The organism is Moraxella sp. CTOTU48268, assembly GCF_032069585.1.
Classification (GTDB): domain Bacteria; phylum Pseudomonadota; class Gammaproteobacteria; order Pseudomonadales; family Moraxellaceae; genus Faucicola; species Faucicola cinerea.
In genome coordinates, this window is record NZ_DAMALV010000008.1 from 1 (window position 1) to 13,953 (window position 13,953).

Consider the following 13,953-nt stretch of genomic DNA (forward strand, 5'->3'; position numbering starts at 1 on the left):
TAAAACACCCCCCTTACATCAGTAAGGGGGTGTTTTTTTGCTTTGTGGGTTCTTAAGATGTTTTATACAGGGTATTATCGGAGACTTAAAAACCTGAGGCACTACCCTCATGAAAAACAAATAACAAAACAGAATCGTCGTAAAATCCGGTATAAACGTAAGAAGGATGGCATGTCAAAGCTTGGTCGTTGCACGGTTGGATGCTTGATGAGATAAAAAAAGTGTGGCAACTACCACACTTTTAAAAATAAATGAAATACAAGTTTCTTAGCGATTATTTTGATAAATCTATCGCATAATCCGCCAAGCCTTTATTTGAACCGTCATCATTATTTACGACGCTAATATTGGTTAATCCTGCTTTTTGGGCAAAGTCAATTTTGTTTGCACTCGATTTAAAGGTTACAAGACCCGCTGTTTTTACTTTGACAAACCGCCAGCTACGACTGCTACCATTACTGGTTAATGATAAATTCTTAGCCACTTTGATGTAGTTAATCAGCACATCACGATTGGCATCAGGGGATTCAACTACATTGGTACCATTGATGCTGTAGTACTCCTTTAGACCTGATGCACGATAGTTATTGGTTGCGATGATAAATGGCGCGTTGTCTTCAATCGGCTTGCCTTTGTAGGTTAAGTTTTGGATACGGCTACCGATAGGTTTAGTCACATCAATTTCATATTGCACATCGGGTGAGGTAAACATATCAAAGTTGTACCCAGGAAAAGTGCTGATTAACGCTTGTGGCGTAGTAAGGCTTGGGTTTATTTGATTAAAGCGTTTGGCAGAATTCTCTAGCCATTTTTTGATATCACTGCCTTGTATTTTTACTGCAAACACGGTATTTGGATACAGGTACAAATCAGCCGCATTGTTAATGGCGATATTGCCTTGCGCGACATCCGTATAATCTGAACCCCCTGCAAATCCGCTTTTAAATGGGGCACTTACTGATAAGACAGGGATATTTTTATATTGTGGCAAATTGGCGTTAATATAATCGCTGATATAATTGGCTTGGGCTTGGTTGACCACTTGAATCGCTGACACATCACCCACATCAGCAAAGTAAGAAGTCATTGAGAAATCGGATGTACCGATTGGCGTTTTGACATAATTAATAGTGGCATTATGTTCTGCCTGAATTAATTGAGCCACTCGCGGGTTAGCTGCTACAAAAGTTTTATCAGCATTTTGGATAGTACGCACTTCTACTTTGGTATTGTTTTTATTGACGACCCATTTCTTGCCATCAAAGGTTAGATTCAGTTTGATGACGCCTAACCCCTTACCCCAAAAGCTTGGCATGACAGCAGGTACGTTGTTTAATAAGCCATTAACTTTATCAATACCTGCCTGGTCTAAGCGGGTGTCTTTGCTACTAGCATCAGGAAACACTTGATGTGTGTGTCCCATCAAAATCGCATCAATACCTGCCACTTGCGATAGATGCCAACTGGCGTTTTCCATTGTTGGGCTGTATGGGGATGTATCAATACCACCATGTGACAAGGCGACAATGACATCTGCACCTTCAGTTTTCATTTGTGGCACATATTTTTCTGCCATTTCTTTCGCACCGGCGGTGGTGACTTTGCCGTCTAGCCATTTTTTGTCCCATTGCATAATACCGGGTGTGGTAAATCCAATGATACCAATTTTTAGCGGTACGGTAACTGTCTTACCATCTGGTGTGGTTGCCGTAAAGGTTTTGGTAATGATTTTATAAGGCTTAAACAGTGGCTGATTATTGCGAGCGCTAATGACATTGGATAAAACCAAGGGAAAGTCAGGTCCTTTACAAGCACTGGCACTTGCGGTTATGCCATCAACATTAAACTGACTGCCTGTAATTTGATTAAGATAGTTCAAACCATAGTTAAATTCATGGTTACCAATCGTACCTGCATCGTATTTTAGGTCATTCATAACCTTATAAATGCCCAGTGTTTCGTCACATTTGACAGGGTTCACCGTTGCTTGATAGTCACCTAAAGCACTACCTTGAATGGTATCACCGTTATCTAGCAAGATATTATTGGCAGATTCACTACGAGCGTTATCGATAAGCGTTGCGGTTCGCTCAAGCCCCAAACTTTTGTCTTCTGTCAATTTGTAATAATCATAACTCATGACATTATTATGCAAATCTGACGTTTCAAGAATAGTAAAGTTAAGGTTCGTATTGGTAGCGATTTGCTGTGGTTTAGGGTCATTACTATCATTATCATTGTTATTACAAGCAACAAGTGACATGCTTGCTACAATCATGGATGTGGTGAGGCAAATGCGCTTGATTTGCATATTCTTAGAATGATGGGTTTTATAATGATGGGTCTTATAGTTCATGATCGCTCACTAAATTAGGCTCAAATAAGAGCGTTGATAAATTTGTGAAATATCATAGAAAGGTTGCGTGACAAAATGATGAATAAATAGGGGCTAATAAAATTCGCTGCCCGCTGCCTACCGTCAAGTGACCCTGCAAACAACCAATTGTTACGACCAAACACCCAAAGACGCATCTGATTGTCTGCCCAATTCCGAGATAGCCGTTAGCTTGCTCGCCAATACACTTTTAGTACGCTATTATCCCGACTTAACTGTAATAACTCATCCAATAGCGAACGCAGTTTTTTCGTTGTTGTCGCTTCAAGACCACCCCAGATGTGGTCAATTTTGTGAGGATGTTGTTGTAAAAAATCTTGTAGGGTCGTAAAAATCTGCGTATGGGGCAGTTGGTTATCATCCGCGACAATTGGCAACACCGTTGCAGGATACTGGGCTAAAACGTCTTCTAAATAAGCCAAATCTTGCTGGCTTTGCAAAAAGGTCAGTACAATCGGCGGTGTTGTCTGCTCGCTCATTGGCGACTGCTCTAACAGTCTGGCTACGGTCGGCAGTGAGGTTTCATCAGCGACTAATAGACTTTGTCCCTGTGGCTGATTAACATCGAGATGGTCGATTTTTTCGGGGAATTCTCGCTCACTGGTAAAAACATCGCCTGTTTTTAACGATTTTACCCAAGTTTCGCCAAGACTGATTTCGCCGTTTTTTTCTCCATGACAATAAATATCTATCCAAGCAAGATTTTGCGTTTCGCCGTTTTCATTGACGGTTTGCCATGCCTTGCGAAGCGTATAATAGCGGTATGGGCGGGGGTGTTTTTTTAGGTCGGTGGCGGGCAGTTTGACATCAAATAAAAACGCATAACCTGCCGGTAAATCGGATAAATCGCTATCGGTTTGCACTGTCAAACGATACATATGGTGACTAACCGCTTCCACGCTTTGCAGGCAAAATTGACGCTGCTTGATGTCAATGGTTTTTTTACCTTGTTTGCGGTCACTGCGCTGCAATAAGGCGACATATTGGTCGTTGAATTTTTCAAGGGTTTGGGTCGGCTCACTAAATGCCAAAAGCTGATTGTCTAAGTGCGGCTCGCTTTGCGCAAATTGCAAATCCAACAGCAAGCCTTGTTGATAGATTTGGCGCAAGGTCGCATTTTTTAAGGTTTTTTGCTGAACCTTGGTTAAGTTTAGCAAGCCTAACGCCATGTGTTTCATATCATCGCTGTGGTCTTCGTTGATGTGATCGATGATGTCGGCAATTTCTGGGTCATCAAATAAAGTCAGATTTTCTGGGTGCATAGAATGTAATTTTTGTTAAAGGGCGATAAGGAAAGGACTTGGGGTAACAAGTCCTTTGTTTAAATTTATGAATATGATTAAAACTTCGCGGTTAAACTAACACTGGCTTGTCGCTCTGCGCCCATCCAGCAATTATTGCGGTCATAACAACTACCCACGTAGGTTTTGTCAAACAAGTTACTGACAGTCAAGCCCACATCAAACGTGGGGTTAATTTGATAACTGCCAGCCAAATCGACCAAGGTCACGCTTGGCAAAGTATCTGAGTTTTCTCTATCAATCTGCATCCCAGCGATGTGCCGCACACCCACTTGCACCGCGGTTTTGGTGTTGGGTTTCATACTCGCCCACAGTGTGGCATTGTGCTTGGCAATTTGTTGCGGGGTATTGCCAACCAGTTGCGGATTAAACTCATCCTTGGTGATTTCGGCATCGACATAACCATAGCCGACACCCACATTGAACCAATCGTTGAAACGATGATCGGCAGAAATTTCAAAACCTTTTGACGTGGTTTCACCTGTTTGGGTTTGTTTGGTCCAGTCGATGGCAGTCACCTTGTCATTTTTGCGCGTGATATCGTAGGCAGATAGCGTGGCTTTGGTGGCTTTATCTGGCGAGTTGTATTTTATGCCGACTTCAACTTGGTTGGCGGTGGTGGGTTTAAAGGCTTCACCTGTAATATAGTTGACACCTAACACGGGTTGAAATGACTGAGCGTAGCTGACATACGGGGCAAACCCATTGTCAAGTTGATACAGGGCTGACAACCGACCAGATGTTTGGTTGGCTTCGTTGACGGTGGTTTTTGTATCGCTACCTGTGGCAGTGGTTTTGGTGGTGCTTTTATAGTCGTCATGGCGTAACCCTGCGACTACAGTAAGCTTGTTCCATTGCATTTCATCTTGTAGATAAACGCCGAATTGACTTTGCTCAATATCATCGGTTTGTTGATAGCCTGTCAAACTAATGGCAGTTTTGCTAAATAAATCATAATCAGGATCGCTTAAATCGATGATAGGTACGCCATTGTACATGGCGTCTGCGTACTTAGCCGTGCTATCAGTTTTTTGATAGTCCACACCCAATAGCAAATTGTGCGAGGTATTATCGGTAATCAGACTATAAGCCAATTGGTTATCGGTTGCCCAGTTGGTCATTTTTTCATCGGTCGTGTAGGCGGTGCGTATGAGCTGGCTGTCTGAGCCCTCGCTAAAGCCTTGATGGTAGGTGTTTTTTTGTTGGGCATCGGCATCGGTATAACGCAAGGTATGTTTAAAGGTTAACAAATCATTGATTTTCCAGTTGATGGTCTCGCTTGGCATAAAGACTTTTTTACTAAAATCATTCCATTTATCGCCGGCGTAGGCATCCGCGTCTAACTTACCATAACTGGCTTTATACACTGTGCCAACGCTTGGTAGTGGGGTAGAAGGAACTTGATGAGGGTCATCTTGATAATACAAATTGGCAAGCACCGAGATATTGTTGCTCGGTTTCCATTCGATAGATGGATTGAGTAGCACCCGTTTTTCTTCCGTGGTTTGCATTTGTCCGTCTTTTTCACGGGCTAATGCCACCATGCGATAATTGGTGGTATCGTCAATAGGACCTGTGCTGTCAATGGCGATTTCTTTAAGATTATTGGTACCTGCGCGTAGTCTGATTTCGTTTTCGGGGGTGTTTTTTGGGGTTTTAGCGATTTGATTGACCATGCCGCCCGGCTCATTATAGCCGTACAGTGACGAAGCAGGTCCCTTGAGTACTTCCACAGCTTCGGTAGCATAAGCATCGACTTGGGGCATTAAATTCCAAGTTCCATCATACGGCAGACGCATCCCATCATAAAAGTTAGAATAATTCTTAAAACCACGCAGGGTATATTCATCAAAAATGCCAACCGTCCCACGACTTTCGCTACTGACACCTGGCTCATAACGCAGCGCACTCGCCACACTGTCTGCTTGGCGTTGCTGCAATGTCTCTTGCTCGATACGAGAATAACTCATGGGGGTTTTTTCGGGGTCGAGGGCGGTCTTGGTAGCGGTGGTGCGGTAAGCATCACTACGAATGACCAAGGTATCTAATGTGGTTTCAGGTGCTTCTTCGCTATTGGCTGCAACGTCTGCCAGCACTTGACTGGCAAAAACATGGCTGATACCCACCGCTAAACTAGCACGTATTGCTACTGATAAAAAAGATAAACGCATAAGTGACCCCGCCACAATAAGTAATTACAGAAATTTACAGTATGGTAAAATTAATGAAAATAATAACAATAATTATTCTCATTTGCAATTATATTTAATCAGCTGTTACGAGGTTTTAGAGCAGTCCATGTCGACTGTTTAATGCTCGCCAATCACTGTAATGGCATCTAGACTGGCTTTTTCGCGTTGCAAACCGGTAAGCTCGCTGAGTTCGCCATTTTTCATCATCAACAATCTATCCGCCTTTTCAAAATAGCTGTCATCATGACTAATAATAAACAGCGTTTTGCCCATTTTTTGCAACATGGGAATAATGTGGTGATAAAACACACGGCGATAGGCAGGGTCTTGGTCGGCAGCCCATTCATCAAGCAGTAAAATAGACTTTTCTTCAGCCACCGCAAGCAGCATGGCAAGGCGTTTGCGCTGCCCTTGCGAAAGTTCGGTGGCGCTCAGTTGGTTATCGGTGACGCTGACTTTTTCTTTGATGGCTAAGATATCTAGCCAATTGTCGATTAACTCAGCATTGGGGGCATTTTGTGCGCTTCCCATCACAGTTTTAAACAGATAAAAGTCACTATAAATCGCCGAAAATAACTGGCGATAATGGGGGTAATGTTCTGAGGCGACAGGCTGATTATCGATAAAAATACCGGCATTTTCCGCAAATTTGGGCTGATATAACCCTGTGATGAGCTTGGCAAGTGTAGATTTTCCGCTACCATTGGCGCCAATTAAGAACACCACTTCGCCCCGTTTTAACGTAAGGTTGATATGTTTTAAGCCAAAATTTGCGCTATTGTCATAGTGATAATTTATATTTTTAAAAGTAATGACTTGCCAATTTGGGGTTAAAATTTGGGTATCAAAATCTGGGCTATAGTCGGCAAGCTGTAATGACTGTATTTTTTCCAAGGCAACTTTAGCCGTTTGCACGGTGGGAAATGCCCCAATCGCCATCAGTAGAGGCGACTGGATAAATAATACGGTGAGGGCAAACGTAGTGGCGGTGGCGGTATTTACCCAGTGATAAATATTTGCTAGGGCATAAATCACCCCAATTACGGCAAACATCATAATATTTGACCAGCTTACGGCTGACAAATGAAAAGTATCGGCTTTAACAATATGGCTGAAATAGTCGCTTGCGTGGCGTTGATAATCATTGGTAAATAGACGTTTGGCACGTTCACGATTTAAGGCAAGTTCTTTTCGTCCATCAATCACTGCTTGATAATCTTGATACAGTGCATCATTGATTTCTCGTAATGTGGCTAAATGGGCATACACATGGCCAACGAGTTTACTGCTGATAAAAATGGTCAGCGTAATACACCCCATGACCACAAGCAGCATTGGCACGGATAAAAACCCCAAATAAACCGCGGTCGCCGTGCAGATAATCACCCCTTGCACCAGCTCAGGCAAGCGTACAAACGCCACGGTAATCGACTGCACATCGGTAGTTAAGCTGGCTAACAGCTTGGCACTACCAATTTTTTCAACTTGGGCGATTGAAGTGTCTAAGATACGTTTTATCAGTTGCGAACGTAATTCAAACACAAAGCGATGTCCCAACTTAGTCAAGGCAAGCTGTGACATAAACGTTGTCGCTAATAAACCCATAATCGCTACCAAAAACACCGCTAATATCTGCCAACTGCCTAATAGGGAATTATCAGTGCCGACTGCTGCGATTAAAAAACGGTTAATAAAGGCGATAATAGCGACATTCACCAAGGCATTAAGCAGATTGAGCAAGATGACTTTGATAAAGGCAAAGCGGTGCTGTTGCCAGATGAGGGTCATAAGGGGCATGGTAGTGGGGAACATGTATTTCCTGTTTAGCTTTTATTTTTTAGGCAGTCTCAAATAAAAATCGGACAAAGCAAGCTTCATCCGATGGCAAACCTTAACAATGGGTCAAATTAAAAATCAAAGGTCGCTGACAGCTTAAATGTGCGTGGCTCACCTAAGGTAAGATAGCCTGCACCGTTGTCACCTGCGGTATTTTCATAACCGCCCACCGATGACCAGTAGTCTTTATCGGTGACGTTAGCAATCACCCCTTTGAGCGTGACTGCTTTACCAGCAAGTTGGGTTTTATATCTTGCACCCAAATCCACAGTGGTGTAGCCATCGACTGTTAGAGTGTTGGCATCATTGGCGTAACGTTTGCCGGTATGGATGACATCGCCTGTTAAGGTTAAGCCGTCTAGTTGTGGTAAATCATATTCTAGCCCTAGGTTCAACAGGTGTTTTGCCGCACCGATAACTTGCTTCCCTTCAGTGGCATCATTGCCGGTGTCTTTTTGTTGGGTATCAAGGAAAGTCACGCCGCCTAGCACTCGCATATTGGCGGTGGGTTGTCCATATACATTGAGCTCAATGCCTTTATGTTGGTTTTTGCCGTGCGCTTCAAAGGTAGTATCAATGGTAGTATAACGCGGTTTGTTGGTTTGAAAAGCGGTGAGACCTGCGCCGATAACGCCGCGGTCGTATTTCACGCCGATTTCGCTTTGCTTGGTGACGTACGGTGACATGGCTTGACCTGCATTGGTCAGCTCAGTTGTTACGCCATCAATGGTGGTGGTGAGAGGGGCAGTTTCGCCTTTGCTGAGGCTTTGCATATAGTTAGCAAAGACTGACCATTCATCGCTAGGGCGATATAATAGGGCAAACGCAGGCGTGGTTTTACTTTCTTTATATTTGCCATTGCTGGCTTGGGTGGTGGGGTCAAAACTTTCATCTTCAATGGTTTGGTGTCTTGCCCCCAAGGTCACTTGAAGTTTATCATCCATGAAGGCTAGGGTGTCTGCCAATGCCACACTGGTGAGCGTGGTTTCGCCTGTCTTAGTAGGATGGTCGATATCGCCACCTGCCAACGCCGCTGCTGACCAGCTGGGTTTGGCGTACGAGGTTGGGTGATATAAATTGGTCGTCAGCGTGTTTTGCCAATCAAATTGATAAGGCGCTTTTGTCTGTGCTTTATAGATATTGCCAGACACTACCCAGTTATGGTTGATTTTGCCTGAGGTCAGTTTGCCACGGATACCGATTTCGCCTGTGTTAATGTCATCCTCACGGGCATTGTCAAAGCGGTAGGTGGTGCCATCACCATTTAAATTGGTGACCGTCAAGTTTGCAAGCGAGTTCTCTTCCTCGCCATGACGGAAGCCATATGCGCCATAGGCAGTCAAATTTGGGCTAAGGTCATATTCAGCGCGTAATGTGCCAAACACATCTTTTTCATTTGAATAACTCCATGGTTGCGACCAGTTGCTTTTGGCATCGGCGGCATTGGGTACACGGGTCAAACCTGACAAGGTGACATTGGTGCGTGTTTTTTGCAGTTCGTTATTTTGATAGCCCAAATCTGCCGATAACCGCATGTTATCTTGGCGATAATCTAAGCCCAAACCGACCAAACCCAATTTGGCTTTTTCATCATCGACTGCTGTACCGCCGTCTTGATAGGCGACATTGGCACGCACACCGTACGCTTGATTTGCGCCAAATCGTTGTCCCACGTCTAGGGCAATTTTACCATTTTCGGCATTTTCGCTGCTGATAGTGACTTTACGAATCGGCGTTTGCGTGGCACGCTTTGGCAGCAAATTGACTGTGCCCCCTTTATTACTACCCCCAGGCGCCATGCCATTTAGGAAGGTACTCGCGCCACGTTGTACTTCGACCCGCTCAAATAGCTCGCTTGCGATATATTGACGGGGCATAATGCCGTATAAGCCGTTCATCATGGTATCGTCAGAGTTGGTGACAAATCCGCGAATAAGGTAAGCTTCTTGAAAGTTACCAAAGCCACGCGCCACACGCACCGTTGAATCTTTTTTTAGGATATCGCCAACAGAATCCGCTTGTTTATTTAAAATAAAGTCATTGGTATAGGCGGTGGTCGAAAAAGGCGTTTCCATGGTCGATTTATTACCCAACATGCCGATACGGCTACCTGTGGCGACTTGCCCACCTTGATAGGCTGGCGGCAAACCAGTTTTTGATGCATCCGCACTTGCAGTCACCACGATTTCATCGAGTAGGGTTTCTGTGGCAGCATCCGTGGTATTGGATTCTTCTGCCATCGCCGCGGTTGATAATAAGCCAACCGTACTTGCTGCCAAAGACGAACGCACTGCTAAAGATAATAGGGATAAACGCATATTTGATCACTCAAAAGATAATAGATAAAACATTTTGCGAATGATAACAATTATTATTTCTATTTACAATAAGTAATGATAGCGTAACCTAAGAAGTTATGTTTTTAATTTTTCATACCTTTCATCAACCATAAAAAATATAAACCGCCTACGATGGAAGCGATGGTGCCCGCAGGTATTTCATAGGGAAAAATCGCATAACGTCCCACCCAATCAGCAATCAACATCAGTCCTGCGCTCAGTAGCGCTGACAAGGCTAATTGGTGGGGTAACTGCACTGCCCCAAGTGTCTTGGCTAAATGCGGCGTCATCAATCCAATAAAACTTAGCGGTCCAACCGCCAGTGTCGAAACAGTGCTTAACACCGCTACAAGACTAAAAATCAGTATTTCGCTACGTTTTACTGATACGCCCAAACTGCGAGCCATCGTTTCATCTAAGCTAATCACCCTAAGTGGCTTTAATAGCAAAAAACTAAGCAAAAATAACACTGTACCAATGACCATTAATGCCCACGCCGTCACAGGATAAGCATGATACGTTGTACCCGATAGCCAATTGAGCATGGCTTGTAAGCGAGGGTCGCCTGACAGTTTGATTAAAGTTAAAATACCACCCATCAATGCAGAAATCGCCACACCCACGAGTAACAAATAGCTTGAGGATAGCCGACGAGCAAGCCACAAAACCAACAGTAACACCAAACCCGCACCTAACAGTCCGCCCAATAAAGGCAACCCCAATGCCCAAAAAGAATCAGTTGCCAGTCCCAGTGTGCCTAATATCACTGGACTGAGCACGAACACCAATACCACCCCCAATGCCGCACCTGAACTGATGCCCATGACTTCAGGACTTGCCATCGGATTGCGCGTCAAGTTTTGTAATAGCACCCCTGCGGTAGCCAGCATCAGACCTGTTGCCATTGCCGATAGGGTGCGAGGCAGGCGAAAACTCTCGATAAAACTTGCCTCTGTATGCCATCCAAAACTGCCCATCGCATCAGGGGAAATATGTAATACGCCTACCGTCACAAGCAGTAACAACCCGACCGCAACTACCCAAAAACCGCCACCAAAATATCGGCGTTTGCCGACCAACAGGCTAGGGCTTTGTTCGGCAATCATGGGCTGTTTACTTTGTCGAATGACCAACCAAATAATCAACCCGGCACCTAATATTCCTGTTACCGACCCCATAGGCAGCGTTATATTAAGTAATGGTTTAAACCAGGGTGACATCAGCATCACAATGTTATTAGTGAGCCACAACAGCATCGCCCCAAAGGCAAATCCTGCCATTAAGCGTTGCCCAATCGGGCGAATCGCTACTACATTAACGACACTTGCCGCAGCCAATCCCACAAAACTTAAAACGCCCACGCGGCTTACAACGCTTGCAGTGACTACTGCAACAAGGGTTACTACCAGCATACGCACAGCAGCCACAGGCACTCCCAAGGCTTTGGCTTGGCGTTCATCAAGGCTCATGATGGTTAAAGGTTTGACCAAAAATAACAAGATAACGGGCAGGATTAAGCTTATTAGCACAAAAAACTGGCTATTTTGCCAACTGGTTTGGGTTAAGTTACCGCTTTCCCATGCCATGACCCCCATAACCCTTTCTGAGAAAAAAATCATCAACAGTGAGGAAATAGCAGAAAACAAAATATTGACCACCAAACCACCCAAAATGAGCACCACAGGATTCATACGGCTGTTGGCAGCAATCGCAAACACCAAGCCCATACTCAGTAATGCGCCAACAAATGCCACCCAAAAGCTACCATACAAGCCGAAACTGGGAAAAAACAGCGTCACAATTAATAAAGCCAATTGTGCCCCTGTCCCTACCGCAAGCGTACTATCTGAAGCAAGGGTATTTTTGACCAATTGCTGTAGTAAGACACTGACTACGCCCAGTAATCCCCCGGCAAATATCGCCACTAGCATAGTCGGCAAAATTTGTAACTGCGACACCATTTGCGCTAAGGTTAGCGACTGTGAACGGGCAAATAATAACCCCAATGCATCATGCCAAGTGGTTTTAACAACCAAAGCCGTGGTCATTAAAACTAGCGACAATAAGCCACTAAAAAGCCAAAGGGCAGGAGCATGAAAGGGCTTGGTAATTCGCTGGTTATCTCGCTGGTTCTGTTGAAGCCTAGTTGTATTACCCATGCGCCTTGCCCCCTAACCAATGAGCCTGATTTAATCGCTCGCCAAATACCACCATAGAAGACACGCCGCCATACAGCCAAATCGGCGGTAATACTGCCATACAGCGACTATTTTTAGCCCTTGCGCCATAGCCTAGCCGTTGCCACAGCAAATTTTTGGCTAATTCTTGGCGTAGCATAGGGCTAAACGGCTCAACCACTACCAAACAGGTATCATCATCAAGTTTTGCCAAATCACCCAATGCCAGCGAATTAAATCCCCAAAGATTGCCTTTACCCATCTGATTTTCAAGGGTAATCAAACTTAACCCCATCACCTCAAAGGTCGGTCGAAACAGGCTATTGTTGGTATAAATCCGCAAATTATTGCTATCGGCAAACTGCACCACCGCAATTTTTTTGATGTGGGGATGCTTTTGGCGAAATGTCGCACCAAGCGCGCCAAGCTGTTTTTTTGACTGCATTAAAAATTGCTGAGCGCGTTGCGGCTGATGAATAATTTCACCCAGCTGAAGAGTCGGTTCAGCATAGTCCTGCCAAGTCGCTACCGCGTTTTTTGACATAAAACTCACCGACTTATGGGGTGTGTTGCCGTAAGCAGGTCTTAGGTGGGCATAAAAATCATTATCAATAATCACAATATTGTTAGAAGGTGAGGTGAGTTGGGCAAGCCGTTCAAAGTTTGGGGTAAATCGTTCCCCAATATCGATAATATCACTTGGCAGCGAGGGTGTACCCACCCATTCACGGTAGCTTTTGGTATCGCCTGTGGCAATCGGTGGATAGCCTAGGGCGGTGAGTGTCGAAGCCACCGCCCAATCAGGGGTGATGACTTTGACGCTGTGAGCCTCTGCGGGCGGTGCTTCAAGCTTTAAAGCCCCCTGAGGCTGGCAAGCTGTCAAAAAAAACAAAACAATCAGCAAGCAAAAAGCTCTCATCACACCACCGCCACTTTATTTCCGGTGACTGGGTGACTTAATAAATGCAAATTGATACCAAAAATCTGGTCAAGCACTTGCGGTTGCATAGTACTGGCGATATCACCCACATGACAAAGCTTGCCGTTTTTTAACGCAATGAACTCATCACAAAACTGTGCCGCAAGATTAATATCGTGAATAATAATCACAATCGCCTTGTTTTTCTGCCGTGCCAAATCACGAATGAGACGCAGTATTTCAACTTGATAGACGATATCGAGCGGGGCAAGTGGTTCATCAAGTAGCAAATAGGGCGTATCTTGGGCGATACACATGGCAAGCCATGCCCTGGCGCGCTCCCCTCCGGATAGCGTTGCCACTGATTGCTCGGCAAACAGCGTGACTTGGGTCAGCGCCATTGCTTCACGCACCCTAGTATGGTCTTGTGGCGTAGGCTTTTGTAGCCATTTTTGGTAAGGGTATCGCCCTAACATCACCAGTTCGGCCACGGTAAATTGACTGGCATCAGGCAATTTTTGCGGTAAATAGGCGACTTGTTGGGCGAGGGTTTTTGGCGGTAAATCAAAGATTGATTTGTCAGGCAAATCCGGTAATAAAATCTGTCCGCTAGTGGGGGTGGTTTCCCCTGCCAAAGCTTTAATCAATGTCGATTTGCCCGAACCGTTATGCCCAATTAAGGCATAGATTTTTCCCTTCTCAATGGTGACATTGATGTTGTGTAAAAGGGTTTTTTGTTGGCGCATGACGGTAAGCGATTGGGTGGTTAGCATGAGTTGACCCGGGTCAAAGTT

The 13,953-nt window shown here is 44.7% G+C and carries 8 protein-coding genes; all 8 read right to left on the reverse strand.

The features are described from left to right. Window positions 1-274: 274 nt before the first annotated feature. The 8 genes from RT143_RS04340 to RT143_RS04375 all read right to left on the reverse strand — a co-directional run bounded on the left by RT143_RS04340 (window position 275) and on the right by RT143_RS04375 (window position 13,932). Window positions 275-2,356: a bifunctional 2',3'-cyclic-nucleotide 2'-phosphodiesterase/3'-nucleotidase gene (locus RT143_RS04340; protein ID WP_313091447.1), complete on the reverse strand. Its 2,082-nt coding sequence runs from the start codon at window positions 2,354-2,356 to the stop codon at window positions 275-277. A gap of 206 nt (window positions 2,357-2,562) precedes the next feature. Continuing rightward, complete coding sequence (locus tag RT143_RS04345; RefSeq protein ID WP_313091448.1) at window positions 2,563-3,657, reverse strand: SIP domain-containing protein; 1,095 nt, start codon at window positions 3,655-3,657, stop codon at window positions 2,563-2,565. A gap of 77 nt (window positions 3,658-3,734) precedes the next feature. Further along, complete coding sequence (locus RT143_RS04350) at window positions 3,735-5,867, reverse strand: TonB-dependent siderophore receptor (RefSeq protein ID WP_313091450.1); 2,133 nt, start codon at window positions 5,865-5,867, stop codon at window positions 3,735-3,737. A gap of 138 nt (window positions 5,868-6,005) precedes the next feature. After that, on the reverse strand, window positions 6,006-7,700 hold the full coding sequence (locus RT143_RS04355) for a multidrug ABC transporter permease/ATP-binding protein (RefSeq protein ID WP_313091452.1): 1,695 nt from the start codon (window positions 7,698-7,700) through the stop codon (window positions 6,006-6,008). Window positions 7,701-7,795: 95 nt separating this feature from the next. Continuing rightward, window positions 7,796-10,042, reverse strand: coding sequence for a TonB-dependent receptor (locus RT143_RS04360; RefSeq protein WP_313091454.1), 2,247 nt, complete (start codon window positions 10,040-10,042; stop codon window positions 7,796-7,798). A 104-nt stretch (window positions 10,043-10,146) separates the two neighbouring features. Further along, the gene (gene fhuB / locus RT143_RS04365) at window positions 10,147-12,222 is read right to left on the reverse strand and encodes a Fe(3+)-hydroxamate ABC transporter permease FhuB (RefSeq protein WP_313091456.1); all 2,076 of its coding nucleotides are present in this window, start codon (window positions 12,220-12,222) and stop codon (window positions 10,147-10,149) included. Continuing rightward, window positions 12,215-13,159 (reverse strand): ABC transporter substrate-binding protein, encoded by a 945-nt coding sequence (locus RT143_RS04370; RefSeq protein ID WP_313091530.1) that lies wholly within the window; start codon window positions 13,157-13,159, stop codon window positions 12,215-12,217. Before RT143_RS04370 ends, fhuB begins: the two co-directional genes overlap by 8 nt. Continuing rightward, entirely contained in the window at window positions 13,159-13,932 is a 774-nt protein-coding gene (locus tag RT143_RS04375) for an ABC transporter ATP-binding protein (RefSeq protein ID WP_313091457.1), read from the reverse strand. Before RT143_RS04375 ends, RT143_RS04370 begins: the two co-directional genes overlap by 1 nt. Between the last annotated feature and the right edge of the window lie 21 nt (window positions 13,933-13,953).

Bases quoted from the DNA above. Each gene is read 5' to 3' on its own strand.
- RT143_RS04340 (WP_313091447.1), bottom strand. From the start codon at position 2,356: ATGAACTATAAGACCCATCATTATAAAACCCATCATTCTAAGAATATG.
- RT143_RS04345 (WP_313091448.1), bottom strand. From the start codon at position 3,657: ATGCACCCAGAAAATCTGACTTTATTTGATGACCCAGAAATTGCCGAC.
- RT143_RS04350 (WP_313091450.1), bottom strand. From the start codon at position 5,867: ATGCGTTTATCTTTTTTATCAGTAGCAATACGTGCTAGTTTAGCGGTG.
- RT143_RS04355 (WP_313091452.1), bottom strand. From the start codon at position 7,700: ATGTTCCCCACTACCATGCCCCTTATGACCCTCATCTGGCAACAGCAC.
- RT143_RS04360 (WP_313091454.1), bottom strand. From the start codon at position 10,042: ATGCGTTTATCCCTATTATCTTTAGCAGTGCGTTCGTCTTTGGCAGCA.
- fhuB (WP_313091456.1), bottom strand. From the start codon at position 12,222: ATGGGTAATACAACTAGGCTTCAACAGAACCAGCGAGATAACCAGCGA.
- RT143_RS04370 (WP_313091530.1), bottom strand. From the start codon at position 13,159: ATGAGAGCTTTTTGCTTGCTGATTGTTTTGTTTTTTTTGACAGCTTGC.
- RT143_RS04375 (WP_313091457.1), bottom strand. From the start codon at position 13,932: ATGCTAACCACCCAATCGCTTACCGTCATGCGCCAACAAAAAACCCTT.